This is a genomic window from Paraburkholderia acidipaludis NBRC 101816 (assembly GCF_000684975.1).
In the GTDB taxonomy this organism is placed as follows: Bacteria; Pseudomonadota; Gammaproteobacteria; order Burkholderiales; family Burkholderiaceae; genus Paraburkholderia; species Paraburkholderia acidipaludis.
Genome location: NZ_BAXZ01000004.1, coordinates 328,075 through 345,520, shown reverse-complemented (window position 1 = coordinate 345,520; position 17,446 = coordinate 328,075). Strand labels below are relative to the sequence as shown.

Sequence of the window (17,446 nt, the reverse complement as noted above, 5' to 3'; positions counted from 1 at the left end):
CCGGGCTTTAGTGCATCGCCTGATGCGCCGCGCTCCGGGCTGCCGGAGCCGACGCCGCGCACGCGGCGCCGAACCAGGCGTCGATGGCGGCCGTCACGTCGCCGAGCGTCTCGGGCGCAACGTGCAGGCCGAGCTTCGAACGGCGCCACAGGACGTCCTGCGCGCAGGTCGCCCATTCGGCGTCGCGCAGGTAACGCAATTCCGCTTCGTAGATCCCCGGTGCGATCTCCTCGCCGAGCCCTGCCAGCGAGACCGCGTCGCCCACCACGCGGCTCGCGCGCGTGCCGTAGGCGCGCGCATAGCGGTGCACGAGCGGCGCGGGCAGCCACGCGTGACGTTTCGCGAAGGCCTGCTCGAACGGTTCGAAGCGCGCATTGGCCATGTCGCCGCCCGGCAGCGGCGCACCCGCCGTCCAGGCGCCGGCATGCGAGCCGAGCGCGCGGCACAACAGGTCGGACGCCTCTTCGGCAAGCTTGCGGAACGTCGTGATCTTGCCGCCGAACACGGAGAGGAGCGGCGCGCCTTCGCTTTCGTCCAGCTCCAGCTTGTAGTCGCGCGTGACGGCGGCCGGGTTGTCGGCCCCCTCATCCTCGAGCAGCGGACGCACGCCCGAATAGGTCCAGTAAACGTCGGCGGGCGAGATCTTGCGTTTGAAGTAGCGGTTGATCGAGTCGCACAGATAGCGCGTTTCGTCGCCGTCGATGGCGACCTGCGCGGGATCGTTGTGATACTCCACGTCGGTCGTGCCGATCAGCGTGAAGTCGTGTTCGTAAGGAATCGCAAAGATAATGCGCTTGTCCGGGTTCTGGAAGATGTACGCATGATCGTGCTCGAACAGACGCTTCGTCACGATATGGCTGCCCTTCACGAGCCGCACGCTGTGCTGCGCGCCGCGGCCGAGCGCGCCGTGCAGCACCTCGCCCACCCACGGCCCCGCCGCGTTGGCGATCGCGCGGGCGCGCACGTCCAGGATCGAGCCGTCCGCGCGCTGCAGGCGTGCCTGCCATTCTGCGCCGCCGGCACCATTCGCTCCATGCGTGCGACGTGCCGAAACGAGCTTCGTGCGCGTAAGAATCTCGGCGCCGCGCTCTTTCGCATCCATCGCGTTGAGCACGACGAGGCGCGCGTCGTTCACCCAGCCGTCCGAATAGACGAAGCCGCGGCGGATCGAATCGACGAGCGGCGCCCCGGCCGGATGCCGGCGCATGTCGATGCCGCGCGAGCCCGGCAGCAGTTCGCGCTTCGCGAGGTGGTCGTAGAGAAAGAGGCCGACGCGGATCAGCCAGGCGGGGCGCAGGTTCGGCACGTGCGGCATCACGAAGCGCAGCGGCCACATGATGTGCGGCGCCGCCCGCAGCAGCGTTTCGCGCTCCTGCAGCGCCTTGCGCACGAGACCGAACTCCTTGTACTCGAGATAGCGCAGGCCGCCGTGAATCAGCTTCGTGCTGGCCGAAGAGGTATGCGAAGCGAGATCGTCCTGCTCGCAAAGAAGCACGGACAGGCCGCGCCCGGCCGCGTCGCGCGCGATGCCCGCGCCGTTGATCCCTCCGCCAACCACGAGCAGATCGTACCGATTCTGTTGACTCACCTGCTGTCCCTGAAAATAAGACGAACCCGAAATGTTCGAATACGAAATCTAACGAACAAATTCGAAAAAGTAAAGTTCGTTCTTGCTTAGGGTTTGCCTGAGGTATTCGGCCCACGGCGGTAGCAGCAAGCCCGCCCTGGCGCAACGGCGACAAGCCCATGCCGGCGGGTCTTTGAGCGGGAAAAGACTGCAGGAATCAAGCTCTGACCCGACCCAGCGGAACGCCGTTCGAGTCTGGAAAAGAGCATGCCGCGTGCCGCGTTGGCGTGGGGCCCAGGCGGCGTCGATGTTCGAATGGCGACGCCTCGATGTTCGAATGAACACGAAACGCGCATCCGGCGCGTTCCAGCCCCTTAATGAGCCTCTACTCGGCCACGAACACCTGCGTGCCCGCCGCTGCGATGGTCTCGTTCATGTCGGGCGGCAGCGGTTTGTCGGTGAAAAGCGCGTGAACCTGGCTCAGGTGCCCCTGGCGCACGAGCGCCGGCCGGCCGATTTTCGAATGATCCGTCACCAGATAAACGGTCCGCGCGTGCTGCATGATGGCCTCCGCCACGCGCACCTCGCGCGTGTCGAAGTCGCGCAGCGTGCCGTCCGTTTCGATGGCCGAGGTGCCGATGATCGCGTAGTCCACCTTGAACTGGCGGATGAAGTCGATGGTCAGCTCGCCCACGATGCCCTTGTCCCACGGCCGCACGATGCCGCCCGTGATCAGCACCTCGCATTCGGGGTAGCCGCTCATCATGCTCGCCACGTTCAGATTGTTCGTGATGACGTGCAAGCCGCGATGGTGATTCAGCGCGCGCGCCACTTCCTCCGTGGTCGTGCCGAGGTTGATGAAGAGCGAGGCCTGATCGGGAATGTGCTTCGCCGCGAGCGCCGCGATACGCCGCTTCTCGTCATGGAACATGCCCTGGCGCGCGCTGTACGAGAGGTTCTCCGAACTCGTCGGCAGACTCGCGCCGCCGTGGTAGCGGCGCAGGAGGTTCATGTCGGCGAGCCAGTTCACGTCGCGGCGGATCGTCTGCGGCGTCACGCTGAAGTGCGCCGCGAGATCGTCCACCGTGACGAAGCCGTCGCGCTGCACCCAGTCGAGCAACTCCTGCTGGCGCGCATTGAGGGTGAGGCGTAGGTCTCGGGTCATGATCTGGGCTGGCCGGCCGTGAAAAAGCTGTCCCTATTGTAAGGGGAGTCGCGTGACTAAAAAATTTTGCGTGGCGCGCGACGGATTCCGCGCGCCGGGCCGTTAAAGCAAAAACGGAACACTGTCCCCCGTCCCCACCCGGAGAAAAAGTCATGCAAACCATCCGTCTCAAGCGCCTCGCGGTCGCCGCCATCGCAGCGCTCGCCACCTCGGCCGCGGTCGCCCAGGTCATCGTCACCGCCCCGCCGCCGCCGCGCGCCGAAGTCGTGCCGCCGCCGCGCGCGGGCTTTGCCTGGGATCCGGGCCACTGGCGCTGGGACCACGGGCGTTACATCTGGATCGGCGGGCACTGGCGGCGCGTGCGCCCGGGCTACCACTGGGTACCGGGCCACTGGGACCAGCGCGGCCCGAACTGGCGCTGGGTAGAGGGTCACTGGGCGTAAGCCCGCGGTGCTGCTGACTACGAACATGAAAACATTCCTGCTGCTCGTCTTGACCGCTGCCCTGCTGTCCGGCTGCATCGTGGTCCCTGCAAGGCCCGCCTACTACCATCCGGCGGTCGTCGTATATTGAACCTGAACGCTCGCGACCCCGTCGATCCCGCCACGCGTGGCGATCCGCCTGGCGGGCTCGCGTGGCACCTACACAAGCAGAGCCGGTGGCCCGGCCGGGTCATGGCCGCGCGCGGCCCAGGCGCCTGGGCCGAAGCCGCCGGGCCGCTGCTCAGTCTGGGAGTGGACAACGATGAAATACGCGCGGCAGGCCCGACGACCTGTCCGAACGAGATGGCGCACCCGGCTCACGCCCGGCGCGCCACGCCCGAACCGCCCCGGTGTGCCTTGAGCGAGCGCGATCCCGACGCGGAACTCGTCGCCCGGGTGGGCGCGCGCGATCCGGGCGCCGTCCGCACGCTAGTCACGCACAAGCTGCCGCGGCTGCTCGCGCTTGCCACGCGCATGCTGGGCGACCGCATGGAAGCCGAAGACGTCGCCCAGGAGGCCTTCATGCGCATCTGGAAGCAGGCGCCGCAGTGGCGCTCCGGCGAAGCGAAGTTCGACACCTGGCTGCACCGCGTGGCGCTGAACCTCTGTTACGACCGCCTGCGCGGCCGGCGCGAAGAGCCCGTGGACGACCTGCCGGACGAGCCGGATCCGGATGCCGCGCCCGAAACGCGGCTTGCCGCCCGCGTGCGCGACGAACGCGTGCGCGAGGCGCTTGCCACGCTGCCCGTGCGCCAGCGCGAAGCGCTGGTGCTCACCTACTATCAGGAGTTGTCGAACATCGAGGCCGCGGCACTGATGGATATATCCGTCGACGCACTGGAGAGCCTGCTCGCGCGAGCGAGGCGCTCGTTGCGCGCGCAACTGGCCGGCGACGGCGCAAGCAAGGACACAGCATGACACCCGAACGCTTCCACACACTCGTAGGCGCCTATGGCGCCGATCCGCGCCGCTGGCCGCCGCACGAACGCGAGGATGCGCTCGCGTGGGCGCGCTCGCACCGGGCCGAGGCCCAGGCGGCGCTGGAAGAGGCCCTCGAACTGGATGCCTGGCTCGCGCGCGACACGATCGCGCCGCCCACGCGCGCGTTCGTCGAGCAGATCGCCGCCACGGCGCCCGGGCTCGCCCCCGCGCGCGCCGCGGTGCCGAAGCGGCGGCTCTGGTGGTCCGGCGCGGCGTTCGCGGGCGCCGGCCTCGCGGGCGCACTGGCCGGCGCGCTCGTGATGTCCTTCTTCGTGCTCGGCAGTGCGCCGCACGCATCGTACGACGCGTACGATGCGCACGACAGCAGCTATCTGGGCACGGGCTTCGGCGGGTCCAGCGCCGACTGGAGCGACGAATGAACGGCCGCGGCTGGAAGGTGCTGATCGCAGGATCGGTACTGCTCAACGTCTTTCTGCTCGGCGCGATCGCGGGCGGCGCGTGGCGCTGGTTCGCCACGCAAGGCGCGCGCGAGGTGCAGCCCGCGCAGCGCACGGCCCTGCGCTTCGCCGCCGACGATCTTTCGCCCGAGCGGCAGGCCCAGTTCGTGGCGGCGCTGAAGAACGCGCGCCGCGAGGGCCGGCCCTATGCGCGCGAAGGCCGCGACGATCGCCGCGTGGTGCTCGATCTGCTCGCCGCGCCGCAGCTGGATCGCGCCGCGCTGGACGACGCCCTCGCGCGCACGCGCACCGCCGACTCCGCGCTGCGCGCGCAGGTGGAAAGCGGCATTGCCGACTTCGCCGCCACGCTCACGCCCGAAGAGCGCGTGAAGTTCGCCGAGGGCCTGAGGCAGCGCGGCCAGTGGCGGCTGCCTGCCGCGAAGATGGCGAAAGCGCCGAAGGCGGCGAGCGGCACGCCATGATGCCGGGGCCGCGCTTCTAAAAAACTTCGGGGACGAGCGACGGATTTGCGCAGTGCGTCCGTTTAACGACGGTACGCACTGCACAAAGAACGCTGACGCACTCTGAAGGACTCCGTATGGAAACCCAGCCGATCATCAGCACCGCGGCGATCGCGATGAACCGTTTCGGGCTCGGCGCGCGCGCCGACGAAACGCCGCCCGCCGACCCTCGCGGCTGGCTCCTCGCGCAATTCGCCCAATACGAGCCGCTGCCCGCCGCATGGAGCCAGCAGCCGGGCGCGGCCGCGATCGCGCAGCGCTTTGGCGCCGAGCGCGAGCAGGCCATGACCGGCATGGCGGCCAGCGATCCCGCGAAGCCTGCCCGGCTATCCTCACAATCGCAGCAGCCGCAGCAGCAGCAACCGCAGTCGCCGGCATCGCCGCCGTCGCAGCAGGCGGCGCGCCAGGCGGCGAACCGCGATATCCGCCGCGAGAGCGCCGAGATCTATCGCAGCGCCGTGAACGCGCGCCTCGCGAGCGCGCTGGCGAGCGACACGCCCTTCGTCGACCGTCTCGTGTACTTCTGGTCCAATCATTTCGCCGTCTCCGTCGACAAAGGCCAGGTGGCCGGCCTCGCGGGCGCGTTCGAAATGGAGGCGATCCGGCCGCATGTGCTGGGGCGCTTCGAGGACATGCTCGTCGCGGTGGAGCAGCATCCGGCGATGCAGGTCTTTCTGGACCAGACGCGCTCGGTGGGCCCCGACAGCAAGGCGGCCCTGCGCGCCGACGCACGCGACCCGGCCCAGAAGCGCGGGCTCAACGAAAACCTCGCGCGCGAGATCATGGAGCTGCATACCTTAGGTGTGCGTAGCGGTTACACGCAGGACGACGTGACCGAATTCGCGCGCGCCCTCACGGGCTGGAGCGTGGCGGGCTTGCGCGGCCCGCAGCCGCAAGGCGCGACGCCCGGCGCGTTTGTGTTCCGCCCCGCGCTGCACGAGCCCGGCGAGCGGACCGTGATGGGGCGCAGCTACGCTCAGCCGGGCGTCGAGCAGGCGCTCGCGATCCTGCACGATCTTGCTCACGCCGACGCCACGAGCCGCCACATCGCCCTGCAACTCGCGCGCCACTTCGTTGCCGACAATCCGCCGCCCGCGCTCGCCAACCGTCTTGCCGAGGCTTTCCGGCAGAGCGGCGGCGATCTGCCGACGGTGTATCGCACGCTCGTCGAATCGCCGGAGGCATGGGCGCCGGTCAACGCGAAGTTCAAGACTCCCTGGGAATGGACCGTCTCGTCGATGCGCGCCCTCGGCTGGCGCGATCCTGGCGAACTCAACGCCGCCCCGTTGCTCACGCAACTTGGCCAGCCGGTCTGGCGCCCCGGCTCGCCGGCCGGCTACGACGACATCGCCGCGAGCTGGGCCGCGCCCGACGCCCTCGTGCGCCGCGTGGAGGTGGCGCAGCGCTTCGCGGCACGCGTGGGCGACCAGATCGACCCGCGCACGCTGGGCCAGACGCTGATGGCCGGCTCGCTCAGCACGCCCACGGCCACGGCGGTCGCGCACGCCGAGAGCGCCCCGACGGCGCTGGCGCTGCTGCTCGTCTCGCCCGACTTTCTGAGGAGGTGATCGCCATGGTCTCCCGTATCGATTCCAACGTCGGCGCTTGCAGCGGGGCTTTCTCGCGCCGCCGTTTCCTGCGCGTTGCCGCAGCCGGCGCGGGTGCGATGCTCGTCGCGCCGCAAATGGTTTTCGCGAACGTGGCCACGGACCGCCGCTTCGTCTTCGTGATCCAGCGCGGCGCGGCGGACGGACTCAATATCGTCGTCCCCTACGCCGAGCCCGCGTATGCGACGCTGCGTGGGCCGCTCGCCATCGACGCGGCGAGCGCAACGAAGCTCGACGGCACTTTCGCGCTGCACCCGTCGCTCGCGCGGATGGCACAGATGTACCAGTCGGGCGAAGCGCTTTTCTACCACGCCATCGCTTCGCCGTACCGCGACCGCTCGCATTTCGACGGCCAGAACGTGCTGGAGACCGGCGGACGCGCGGCGTACCAGGTGAAGGACGGTTGGCTCAACCGGCTCGTCGGCCTGATGCCCGCAACGCGCGAAAACGCGATCGCGCTCGCGCCGACCGTGCCGGCCGCGCTGCGCGGGCCGGCGCGCGTGACGTCGTACGCGCCTTCCGCCCTGCCGACCGCGCCCGACGATCTGATGATGCGCGTTTCGGCGCTCTACGAGGCCGATGCGCAACTGGCGCCGCTGTGGGCGTCGGCGATGAGCGCGCGCGGACTGGCCGGCGACGTCGGCCCGCGCCAGGACCCGGCGAGCCTCGGCAAGCTCGCGGCACAGTTTCTCTCGCGCCCCGACGGGCCGCGCATTGCGATGATCGAAACGGGCGGCTGGGACACCCATAGCGCGCAGAACGCGCGCCTCTCCAACCAGCTCAAGGCGCTCGACACGATGCTCGCCTCGCTGCGCGAGGGCCTGGGCGCGGACTGGAGCAAGACGACGGTGCTCGTCGCCACCGAGTTCGGCCGCACGGCGGCGGCCAACGGCACGGGCGGGACGGACCACGGCCAGGCTTCGGTGGCGATGCTCGTGGGCGGCGCCGTGAAGGGCGGACGCGTAGTGGCCGACTGGCCCGGCCTGCGCAGCACCGATCTCTACGAAGGACGCGATCTCAAGCCCACGGCCTCGCTCGACGCGCTTATCGCAGGCGCGGCCAGCGAAAGCCTGGGACTCGACCCGCACCGCACCGCGACCGCACTCTTCGCCGAAGCGGGCGCGCCGGGCGCGATGACCGGCCTGGTCCGAACCTGAACACGCACACCGTCGTGCATGAGCCATACACCGTCTTATAACTCCAAGGAGTACGAAGTATGAAGAAGAATGCGAAACTCTCGGCCACGCTGCTCACGTGCACCGCGCTGCTTTCAGCGTGTGTGGTCGAACCGGCGCGGCCGCCGGAGCCCGCGCCGCGCGTGGAAGTCGTCCCGGCCCCGCCGGCGCCCGGCTACCACTGGGTCAAGGGGCATTACCGCTGGGACGGCAATCACTGGCAGTGGATTCCGGGGCACTGGGTAGCCGTCTGATAGCGGCCTCGCGAATCAGGCCACCGAAGGATGCGCCGTGTGCCACTCGTCCACGGTATCCTTCGCGCGGTGCTCGACGGCAGAAAGCGCCATCAGCACGTCGATCTTCAGCTTGGGGATCGTCAGTTCGACGGGAGGCAGCGTGACGTTCTGCGCCTCTCCCGCAATCCCCTCGATCTTTGCGCTGCACAGCCATTGCGTGTCTGTTGCGTCTGCCTTCGCATCGACAGCGACTCGAAAACCACGGTACTCGACTGCCATTTTCTCTCCAATACCTTACAAACAGTAAGTCCATTGCCGCTTGCGCAGCGAAAGAGAGAATATAGCACTGCTGCGCATGGCGCTCAGCCGTGCGCGCACTCGCGCGCGAGGCGCTATCCGGCACGATTGGACGCGCGATTTGGCCCGTTGATTCAAGGGCTTAGGCAAGGATTTAGGCAACACTCGCTCAAAAGCCCGCAGCCAGCCCGTCGCGCCGCGAATCGCTCGCGGCCACATAGCCGCGTTCCGGGTCGCCACGGTCGAGTTTCCAGATGAATTGGCCCGAGCCGAAGTCCATGTAGGGGTCGTCAATGCGCTTGATGCGGTGGCCGCGGTCCTGCAGCGCTTGCACGGTATCGGGGTCGAAGGTCGATTCCACGTTGAGCGTGAAATCGCGGTTGAGCTTCCAGCGCGGCGCATCGCAGGCGGCCTGGGGCTGCTGGCCGTAATCGAGCATGCGCACCGCCGTCTGCAGATGGCCTTGCGGCTGCATGTCGCCGCCCATCACGCCAAAAGTCATTACGGCCTCCTGACGGCCGTCCGCCTGCTGCGTGAGGAACGCCGGAATGATCGTATGGAACGGCCGCTTGCCGCCCGCCACCGCGTTAGGCGAGGCCGGATCCATCGAAAAGCCGCAGCCGCGGTTCTGCAGCGCGATACCCGTGCCCGGCACGACCACGCCCGAACCAAAGCCCATGTAGTTCGACTGGATGAAACTCACCATCATGCCGCGCTCGTCCACCGCCGACATATAGATCGTGCCGCCCGCCCTGGGCATGCCGAAGCCGAAATGCGTCGCGCGCTTCGGGTCGATCAGCTTCGCGCGCGACTTGAGGTACGCATCGTCCAGCATCTGCGCGGGCGTGACCTCCATCGTGCGCGGATCGGCCACGTAGCGATAGACGTCGGCGAAGGCGAGCTTCATCGCTTCGATCTGCACATGCTGGGCTTCCACGCTGTCGAGCGGGAGCGAGGCCATATCGAACTGCTCGAGGATGCCGAGCGCGACAAGCGCCGCAATGCCCTGCCCGTTCGGCGGAATCTCGTGCACGGTGTAGCCGCGGTAGGCCTTGCCGATCGGCTCGACCCATTCGGCGCAATAGCCGCGCAGATCGTCCAGCGCCATCGCCCCGCCGCACTCGCGCGAGAATGCCGCGATGCGCTCCGCGATCTCGCCTTCGTAGTACGCGCGCGGCCCCTCTTGCGCAAGCCGGCGCAACGTAGCCGCATGGCCGGGGAAACACACGCGCTCGCTCACCTCGGGGGCGCGGCCGTGCGGCATGAAGGTTTGCGCAAAGCCCGGCTGACTATGCAGCTCCGGCACCGCGGCCTGCCACTTGTGTGCGACGATGCTGGCCACGGCATGGCCGCGCTCGGCAATCTCGATGGCGGGCGCCATGAGGTCGGCAAACGGCAGCGAGCCGAACTTCGCATGCAAGGCTTCCCAGCCCGCGACGACGCCTGGCACCGTCACGGTGTCCCAGCCGCGTACGGGCCGCTTCGCGCGGCCGCCTTCCTCGCCATAGCGGCTCTGAAAGTACCCGACGTTCCACGCCGCGGGCGCCGTGCCGGAGGCATTGAGGCCATGGAGGCGCGTGCCGTCCCACACGAGCGCAAAGGCGTCGCCGCCCAGGCCGCACGAAACAGGCTCGACCACGGTGATGGCCGCTGCCGCCGCGATAGCCGCGTCGACGGCGTTACCGCCCTTCCAGAGCATGCGCAGACCGGCCTGCGCCGCAAGCGGATGCGAAGTCGACACGATGTTGCGCGCGAATACCGGCTGGCGCACGGTCGGATAGGGGTTTTGCCAGTTGAAGCGTGTCATGGGCGCTCGGACGTGTTGACGGTCTCATGGAAAGAATAGCGAATTACGTACATGACCAAAGTCAGCGGGGATTGAGTCTCCACCTGACTCATCAAGTCAGGATGACACCCATGATTGAAAAGTTCCCATGACGTTCGTAGTATTAAACACCAGATTGTAGATACGCTTCCGATCCCCAGGTGGCACGTGCTGTTAACAACATTGGAGGCGGGGTACGCCTCAAAGGAGAGCGCGTGACTACGTGTAACTGGAGCGGGAACGACTTTAATATCTATACCCACGATGCGACGTGGAACGACGTAGGTGGTATATACATCGAAACCTGAGCGACAACATGATGTCCGTAATTCGTGGCCGGAAAGATCGTCTGGGTCGGGCACGAGATCTCCGACGAACATCGACGCTACATCAAGGACGGCACCATGGCTCTCGCCATCGATCAGGACCCCGACGGACAGGCGATCTCCGCGTTGCAACACCTGCTTCATGCCTGTGGCGTGGTGGACGAAGCGGCGCCTGCCGAGGGCAATGAGTTCCGGCTCTACATGGCGGAAAATCTGCGCAAGACCGGCTATCTCCCCGAATCCTGAATCGCCACGTCCCGCGAAAGCGCAAGGCAAGGCCGCGCACGACTCCCTCGTGATCGCGCAACTGCACGCCATACCCGGCGACCCGCAACACGAGCTCGATCTCGTCTCGCCCTACTTCGTGCCGGGGGAACAGGCACGCGCTACGACACCGAGCCCAATACGACATGGAGCGCACGTCCTGGCGTGTGATTCTTCCCGGTCCTGCCGATCGAATGGTTTTTGTAATATTTTCGTCAGGAGACCGACGCAACAAGGAACGCGACCGGGGTTATTCCCTATTCCGCCCGAGTTGTCTATACAACATCATCCGGAAAGCCCGCCGTTGCGCGTGCGGACGTTTTTGCCGACCCGCCCCTTTCCGGAGTCCATCGTGGCCCAACCCGAATCCCTCGCCCGACTCGCGCCCGAGAGCCGCAAGCTGCTCGAAACGCGCTCCATCGACTATATTCCCGACACGGAACGCCACGGCAGCCTGTTCAGCCAGTTCACGCTCTGGCTTTCTGCCAACCTGCAGGTCACCGCGATCATCACCGGCGCGCTCGCCGTGGTGCTGGGCGGCGACGTGTTCTGGTCGCTCGTCGCGCTGTTGATTGGACAACTCGTGGGCGGCGCGGTAATGGCGCTGCACGGTGCGCAGGGCCCGCAACTGGGTCTGCCGCAGATGATCTCGAGCCGCGTGCAGTTCGGCGTCTACGGCGCGGCCATTCCCATCGCGCTGGTGTGCATCATGTACGTCGGCTTTTCGGCGAGCGGCACCGTGCTCGCGGGCCAGGCCACCGCGCAGTTGTTCAACGTGTCCGACACCACCGGCATCTGCCTCTTCGCCGCGCTCATCGTCGTGCTCACGCTGCTCGGCTACCGTTCGATTCACTTCGTCGGGCGCATTGCGAGCGTGATCGGCGTGGCCGCCTTCGTGTTCATGTTCGCGCAACTGTTCGCACACCATGACATCGGCGCGCTGCTCGCCAATCGTCACTTCACGCTGCCGAGCTTCCTGCTGTCCATGTCGCTCTCGGCTTCGTGGCAGATCGCATTCGGTCCTTATGTGGCCGACTATTCGCGCTATCTGCCGCGCTCGACCTCGCCCGCGCGCACGTTTCTCGCCGTGGGATTGGGATCGGTGATCGGCGCGCAGGCCGCGATGGTGTTCGGCGTGTTCGCGGCCGCGCTCGCCGGGCATGCGTTCGCGCATCACGAAGTCGCGTATATCGTCGGACTCGGCGCGAGCGGCGCCGTGGCGGCCATGCTCTACTTCAGCATCGCCTTCGGCAAGCTCACGGTCACCACGCTCAATGCCTATGGCAGCTTCATGTCGATGGCGACCGTGGTGAGCGCGTTCCGCGCGAAGCGCGCGATTTCCACCCGGCACCGCTTCGTTTATATCGTCGCGATGGTGGGCATCTCGACTGCCGTCGCACTCGCGGGCCGTCACTCGTTCCTCAAGGAATTCACCGCATTCATCCTGTTCCTGCTGGCGTTCTTCACGCCGTGGAGCGCGATCAATCTTGTGGACTACTACTGCTTCACGCAATCGCGCTACGACGTGCCCGCGCTCTCCGATCCGAACGGGCGCTACGGCCGCTGGAACACGCGGGCCATTGCCATCTACGTGCTCGGCGTGCTGGTGCAGATGCCCTTCATTTCGAGCAGCTTCTATACGGGGGGTTTCGTCGACGCGCTGGGCGGCACCGACATTTCGTGGATCCTCGGCCTCATCGTGCCGGCCGTGGTGTACTACATCGCCCAGCGCCGCTCGCCGCAATCGATCCCTGACCGGCTGATCCTGCCGGCCGAAAGCCGCTGATCACAGGCCGCAGCGTGAGGCCGAAGCGGTAACGCCTTGCCTCACCCGGCAATTCCGTAATTGTCCGACTCCCGCTGCCCCGCCCCCGTCTTACGATGGGCGCCGGCAACCGGCCTCTCCGGGCAAACAGGGAGTAATCGAATGGAAGGACAGCAGTCAAACCGCAGCAACGAGCGAACCGAAACCCCGAAGCCGATTGGCATGGTCTTCGTCAACGCGCTTGCGCTCCTGAAAGTCAGCCGCACCGTCACGGCGGAGCGTTTCATCACCAACATGATCTTCGAACCTCACGGCAGGGTCGCCATCGCGGTGGAGAACGGGCGGATCGAGGTCGATACGATCGATTGCGACGTGATGGAGCAGGAGTCCATGGACGGCGCCAGCATCGCGCTCGTCGTTTCCCCCGCCATCCCACAGCGCGAGGGCACGCTGCAGTAACCCGAAGGAGTCCAAGACGACTGATCTTCGATTCCCGCTTCGATACTGCGGTCTTTCCGTATGCGGCTATGCACAATTTCGGGATTCGTGATACCGTTCATGCGTTCGTCAAGAACACGTTCTCGGGGCGGGGTGCAATTCCCCACCGGCGGTAATCGCTCTTAATACGGCGTAGCCCGCGAGCGCTCTGCCATCGCAACCTGCTTCGCGCGATGGCGGAGGTCAGCAGACCCGGTTGGATTCCGGGGCCGACGGTATAGTCCGGATGAAAGAGAACAGGTCGGCTTGCGTCTTTCGCTGCGTGCGAGGACGCTGGTCGTCCTACGCCCTGTTCACACAAACAGGCTGAAGTCCATGAACACCTCTACCTCCATCGAAACTCAAGCTGTCGCCTCCTCCGCCGGCAACCGTCTTCGCATCGCTTTCGTCCAGGCCTGCTGGCACCGCGATATCGTCGACCAGTGCAAAACGTCCTTCCTGCAGGCCATCCAGAAGTACGGCTATGTCGCCGAAGACATCGACCTGTTCGAGGTGCCCGGCGCCTTCGAAATTCCGCTGCACGCGAAACGGCTGGCGCAAAGCGGCCGTTTCGCCGCAGTCGTGGCTGCGGGCCTGGTGGTCGACGGCGGCATCTACCGCCATGAATTCGTCGCTCAGGCCGTGATCAACGGCCTGATGCAGGTGCAGCTCGAGACCGGCGTGCCCGTTTTCTCGGCCGTGCTCACGCCGCATCATTTCCACCATGGCGACGAACATACGGGCTTTTTCCGCGAGCACTTCCTCGTGAAGGGCGCCGAAGCCGCGCACGCGTGCGCGGACACGGTGAGCAAGCTGGCCACGCTGCCGGTTCAGGCGCGCTAAGCCACGCGTGTTTCTCAAGCAGTCCTGCCGACTGTTGACTACGTTCGTTGCGCAGCCAACGGTCGGCCCCGGAGCGTACGCGCGGTACGCTCCGTCGTATCGTCACGACATGAACATGCCGCCGTCCACGTTGATGGTCTGCCCGGTGATATACGCGGCGTCGTCGGAGGCAAGAAACGACACGAGCCCGGCCACGTCCTTGCCGGTCCCCGCGCGCTTCATCGGAATGTTCTCGACCCATTCGGCCATGAGTTCGCCCGGCTGGTAGTCGCCGAGCAGCTTGCCCCACGCTTCGTCGTTGTAGGCCCACATGTCCGTGCTGATGATGCCCGGGCAGAACGCGTTCACCGTGATGCCCGTGGGCGCCAGTTCCTTGGCGAGGCTCTGCGTGATGCCCACCACGCCGAACTTGCTGGCCGCGTAGTGCGGCGTATAGACGAAACCCTGGCGCGCCTGCCCCGATGCCGTATTGATGAGCCGGCCGCCCTTGCCCGCGCGCAGCATGCGCGTCGCCGCTTCCTGGCAGCACAGGAACACGCCCTTCGTGTTGACGGCCAGCACCTTGTCCCATTCCGCTTCGCTCAGATCCTGCAGCTTCGCGATGGTGATCACGCCGGCGTTCTGCACGGAGATATCGACCTCGCCGAGCTTCGCGGCCACCTCGTCATAGAGCGCAACCACCTCCGCCTTCTGCGTCACGTCCGCTTCGACGGCGATCGCATCGAAGCCCGCGTCGCGCAGGCGGGTCGCCGCGTCGTGCACGCTCTTCTCGTTGGCCGATACGCACACCTTCGCGCCTTCCTGCGCAAAGCGCTCCGCGATACCGAGCCCAATGCCCCGGCTGCCGCCTGTCACGACCACGACCTTGTTGACGAACCGCTTTGCTTCGTAAGCCACGTTGCACTCTCCTGTCACCATCGATTTAAAGACGTCCAATCCACTGCAGCCATTGCGCGTGATTCTGCGCCGCGGCCTCCACGCCATGGCCGGGCTCCACGCGCCGCGCAACCACCCGTTTTGCCGCCCAGGCATCGAGCGAAGCGACCAGTCCGGCTTCGAGCGACGCCAGCGCAGCCGCGCCCGCGGCCGAAATCTCGCTCAGCGCCAGCGTGCTGACCGGACGATTCAAGGTATCCGCAAGGTACTGCAGCAGGAAGGGCCGCTGTACGAGCCCGCCGTCCAGATGCAGTTCGCGCAGCGCAATGTTCGAGGCCTGCTCCATCACCGTGATCACGTCCTTGATCTGATAGACGATGGATTCGTAGGCGGCGCGCGCCACGTTCCGCCACGATGACGAGAAGCTGAGCCCGACGATCTGGGCGCCGCCCGGATACTTCCAGTGCGGGCAGCCGATGCCGGAAAACGCCGGGATCACGAACACGCCGCCGTTGTCGCATTCGGCGAACGCAGCTTCGGCCTCGGAGAAATCATCGAACAGGCGCAGCTTCTCCTTCAGGAAAGCAGGCGTGGACCCCGCGCTGATGATGATGCCCTCCAGCGCATAGTCCACGCGCGCCGCCGCGGCAAAGCACAAGGTCGAGACGAGACCCTGCGTTGCGCTTTGCGGTTGGCTGCCCACGTTCATCATGATCGACGAACCCGTGCCCATGGTGGCTTTCGCGACGCCCGGCATCAGGCATCCTTCGCCCACGGCGGCCGCATGTGAATCGCCGATCATCGAAACGATCGGGACAGGCCGCGCCAGCAAGCCCTCGAAATCGGTGGCGCCGAAAAACGACGCGGACGGCTTGAGTTCGGGCAGGCACAGCCCTTGCAAGCCGAACATCGCGATCAGCTCGTGGTCCCATTCGCGAGCGGCGAGGTTGAACAGCATCGTGCGCGAAGCATTCGTATAGTCGGTACAGTACGAGGCGCCCTTCGTCAAACGATAGAGCAGCCAGCTATCGACCGTCCCGAAACGTGCGTTGCCGGCCGCCAGTTGCGCGCGCACGCGCTCGTCGTTTTCGCTGAGCCAGATAAGCTTGGTGCCCGAGAAATACGGATCGATCAGGAGTCCGGTCTTTGCGGCGATCGTCTCCACCAGACCGTCGCGTTTCAGACGCTCGCAGATCGCGAGCGAACGTTGACACTGCCACGACACGGCCGGCACGATGGGCCTGCCCTCCGCGTCCCACAGCACCGCCGTCTCGCGCTGGTTCGAGATGCCGATGCCCGCGATGTCGCGCGGCTCGCCCGCAAATTCGGCAAGGCACATCGCGACGGACTTCAGCACCGACTCATAGAGTGCGTCGGGATCCTGCTCGACAAAACCCGTGTGCGGATAGGAGCAAGGCACGGCGGCAAACCCGCGCGCGTGAACCTGCCCGTCAGCGTCGAAGACGAGCGCCTTCGTGCCGCTGGTTCCCTGATCGATGGCCAGAACGTATTGCATGTGACATTCCACTGAGGAGGACGACGCGACGGCTCACGCGGTCAACGAAACCATGCGCGACTGCAGGCGCTGCTGCAACTGGTCGATGACGACGGCGAAGATGATCACGAGACCCTTGATCACCATCTGCCAGAAGTCGCTGATGCCGCACATCACCATGCCGTCGCCGAGAATGCTGATGACGCAGGCGCCCACGACCGAGCCGAACACTGTGCCGCGGCCGCCCATGAGCGCGGTACCGCCCAGCACGACGGCGGCAATCGCATTGAGTTCGAAGGTCTCGCCGGTCAGCGGATGAGCGGTCTGCAGCTGCGCGGTAATGACGAGCCCGACAATCGCGGCGCAGAAGCCCGAAAACATATAAACGAACAGCTTCACGCGATGGGTGCGGATGCCCGAAAAACGCGCGGCCTGCTCGTTGCCGCCAATGGCGTAAATGCGCCGGCCGAGCGGCGTCTTGCGGGCGATGAAGATGGTCACCGCCGCCAGCAGCAGCATGATCCACACCGGCGTGGAAAGCCCCAGAATCGTACCATTGCCGATGAATTCGAAGCCCGTGTTGCCGAGCGCCGCATTGCCCTCCAGATCGGCATAGGTGCTGCCGTTGTTGACGAGCAGCGCGGCGCCGCGCACCACGTAGAGCATGCCGAGCGTCGCGATGAACGGCGCCACGTTGAGCGCCGTGATCAGATAGCCGTTCACCGCGCCGATCAGCGCGCCCAGCACGCAAGCAAGCAAGGCGACACCCCACGGATTGAAGAACACGACGTAATGGCCGACGTGAACACCCTCCAGCAAGAGATAGCCGGCGGCCATGCCGCTGATGCCGACAATGGAGCCCACCGAGAGATCGATTCCGCCCGTGAGGATCACGAGCGTCATGCCGATGGAGAGAATCGCGACGATCGTCACATGCTTGGCCATGATCAGCAGGTTGCTCGTCGAGAGGAAATTGTCGGCGGTAATCGAAAACACGATGATGATCGCGAAGAGCGCGATGAAAATGCGCAGCTTGAGCAGGTTCACCGCGATGCGCGAGGCCCGGTACGCGCCTTGCCGGTTGTGCTTCGCGTGAGCCGGGTGCAGCGATGGATTGCTGCTGTTGGGAGTATTCATGGTGTTGAC

The 17,446-nt window shown here is 66.2% G+C and carries 18 protein-coding genes and 1 riboswitch; of the genes, 11 read left to right on the top strand and 7 right to left on the bottom strand.

The window, feature by feature from the left end; translation table 11 throughout:
• Positions 1 to 7: 7 nt before the first annotated feature.
• Both glpD and BAC01S_RS06750 read right to left on the bottom strand, forming a co-directional pair.
• On the bottom strand, positions 8 to 1,588 hold the full coding sequence (glpD, locus tag BAC01S_RS06755; RefSeq protein ID WP_027794069.1) for a glycerol-3-phosphate dehydrogenase: 1,581 nt from the start codon (positions 1,586 to 1,588) through the stop codon (positions 8 to 10).
• A gap of 364 nt (positions 1,589 to 1,952) precedes the next feature.
• Positions 1,953 to 2,732, bottom strand: a complete 780-nt coding sequence (locus BAC01S_RS06750) for a DeoR/GlpR family DNA-binding transcription regulator (RefSeq protein WP_027794068.1) — start codon at positions 2,730 to 2,732, stop codon at positions 1,953 to 1,955.
• Positions 2,733 to 2,884: 152 nt separating this feature from the next.
• On the opposite strand from BAC01S_RS06750, the gene BAC01S_RS06745 reads away from it, so the two are divergent.
• The 7 genes from BAC01S_RS06745 to BAC01S_RS06715 all read left to right on the top strand — a co-directional run bounded on the left by BAC01S_RS06745 (position 2,885) and on the right by BAC01S_RS06715 (position 8,150).
• On the top strand, positions 2,885 to 3,175 hold the full coding sequence (locus BAC01S_RS06745) for a YXWGXW repeat-containing protein (RefSeq protein ID WP_027794067.1): 291 nt from the start codon (positions 2,885 to 2,887) through the stop codon (positions 3,173 to 3,175).
• Positions 3,176 to 3,406: 231 nt separating this feature from the next.
• Positions 3,407 to 4,132 (top strand): RNA polymerase sigma factor, encoded by a 726-nt coding sequence (locus BAC01S_RS06740; RefSeq protein WP_407667911.1) that lies wholly within the window; start codon positions 3,407 to 3,409, stop codon positions 4,130 to 4,132.
• Positions 4,129 to 4,575 carry a hypothetical protein gene (locus BAC01S_RS06735; RefSeq protein WP_027794065.1) on the top strand — a complete coding sequence of 149 codons (447 nt, stop codon included), beginning with the start codon at positions 4,129 to 4,131 and terminating at the stop codon, positions 4,573 to 4,575. The genes BAC01S_RS06740 and BAC01S_RS06735 overlap by 4 nt, the downstream gene beginning before the upstream one ends.
• Entirely contained in the window at positions 4,572 to 5,075 is a 504-nt protein-coding gene (locus BAC01S_RS06730; protein ID WP_027794064.1) for a periplasmic heavy metal sensor, read from the top strand. The genes BAC01S_RS06735 and BAC01S_RS06730 overlap by 4 nt, the downstream gene beginning before the upstream one ends.
• Before the next feature lie 116 nt (positions 5,076 to 5,191).
• Positions 5,192 to 6,682, top strand: a complete 1,491-nt coding sequence (locus tag BAC01S_RS06725) for a DUF1800 domain-containing protein (RefSeq protein WP_027794063.1) — start codon at positions 5,192 to 5,194, stop codon at positions 6,680 to 6,682.
• A 5-nt stretch (positions 6,683 to 6,687) separates the two neighbouring features.
• On the top strand, positions 6,688 to 7,878 hold the full coding sequence (locus BAC01S_RS06720) for a DUF1501 domain-containing protein (protein WP_043201387.1): 1,191 nt from the start codon (positions 6,688 to 6,690) through the stop codon (positions 7,876 to 7,878).
• A gap of 59 nt (positions 7,879 to 7,937) precedes the next feature.
• Positions 7,938 to 8,150 carry a YXWGXW repeat-containing protein gene (locus BAC01S_RS06715; RefSeq protein WP_027794061.1) on the top strand — a complete coding sequence of 71 codons (213 nt, stop codon included), beginning with the start codon at positions 7,938 to 7,940 and terminating at the stop codon, positions 8,148 to 8,150.
• Between the two features lie 15 nt (positions 8,151 to 8,165).
• On the opposite strand, the gene BAC01S_RS06710 is transcribed toward BAC01S_RS06715, so the two are convergent.
• A complete protein-coding gene (locus tag BAC01S_RS06710; RefSeq protein WP_027794060.1) occupies positions 8,166 to 8,411 on the bottom strand; it encodes a hypothetical protein in 246 nt (81 codons plus the stop codon).
• A gap of 187 nt (positions 8,412 to 8,598) precedes the next feature.
• Positions 8,599 to 10,236 carry a gamma-glutamyltransferase family protein gene (locus BAC01S_RS06705; protein ID WP_027794059.1) on the bottom strand — a complete coding sequence of 546 codons (1,638 nt, stop codon included), beginning with the start codon at positions 10,234 to 10,236 and terminating at the stop codon, positions 8,599 to 8,601.
• A gap of 350 nt (positions 10,237 to 10,586) precedes the next feature.
• On the opposite strand from BAC01S_RS06705, the gene BAC01S_RS06700 reads away from it, so the two are divergent.
• The 4 genes from BAC01S_RS06700 (at position 10,587) to BAC01S_RS06685 (ending at position 13,929) form a co-directional block, all read left to right on the top strand.
• Positions 10,587 to 10,826 (top strand): type 1 periplasmic-binding domain-containing protein, encoded by a 240-nt coding sequence (locus tag BAC01S_RS06700; protein WP_027794058.1) that lies wholly within the window; start codon positions 10,587 to 10,589, stop codon positions 10,824 to 10,826.
• A 418-nt stretch (positions 10,827 to 11,244) separates the two neighbouring features.
• The gene (locus BAC01S_RS06695; RefSeq protein WP_027794057.1) at positions 11,245 to 12,630 is read left to right on the top strand and encodes a purine-cytosine permease family protein; all 1,386 of its coding nucleotides are present in this window, start codon (positions 11,245 to 11,247) and stop codon (positions 12,628 to 12,630) included.
• 141 nt (positions 12,631 to 12,771) lie between these two features.
• Positions 12,772 to 13,068 (top strand): hypothetical protein, encoded by a 297-nt coding sequence (locus BAC01S_RS06690; RefSeq protein WP_027794056.1) that lies wholly within the window; start codon positions 12,772 to 12,774, stop codon positions 13,066 to 13,068.
• Between the two features lie 114 nt (positions 13,069 to 13,182).
• Positions 13,183 to 13,349, top strand: a riboswitch (FMN riboswitch).
• 73 nt (positions 13,350 to 13,422) lie between these two features.
• Positions 13,423 to 13,929, top strand: a complete 507-nt coding sequence (locus tag BAC01S_RS06685) for a 6,7-dimethyl-8-ribityllumazine synthase (protein WP_027794055.1) — start codon at positions 13,423 to 13,425, stop codon at positions 13,927 to 13,929.
• Positions 13,930 to 14,031: 102 nt separating this feature from the next.
• Here BAC01S_RS06685 and BAC01S_RS06680 read toward each other — a convergent pair whose 3' ends face one another.
• Genes BAC01S_RS06680 through BAC01S_RS06670 form a run of 3 tightly spaced genes read right to left on the bottom strand, consistent with a single transcriptional unit; the run spans position 14,032 to position 17,437 of the window.
• Positions 14,032 to 14,826 (bottom strand): glucose 1-dehydrogenase, encoded by a 795-nt coding sequence (locus BAC01S_RS06680; protein ID WP_027794054.1) that lies wholly within the window; start codon positions 14,824 to 14,826, stop codon positions 14,032 to 14,034.
• 25 nt (positions 14,827 to 14,851) lie between these two features.
• A complete protein-coding gene (locus BAC01S_RS30560; RefSeq protein WP_043201383.1) occupies positions 14,852 to 16,321 on the bottom strand; it encodes an FGGY family carbohydrate kinase in 1,470 nt (489 codons plus the stop codon).
• Between the two features lie 33 nt (positions 16,322 to 16,354).
• The gene (locus BAC01S_RS06670; protein ID WP_027794053.1) at positions 16,355 to 17,437 is read right to left on the bottom strand and encodes an ABC transporter permease; all 1,083 of its coding nucleotides are present in this window, start codon (positions 17,435 to 17,437) and stop codon (positions 16,355 to 16,357) included.
• Positions 17,438 to 17,446 lie beyond the last annotated feature (9 nt).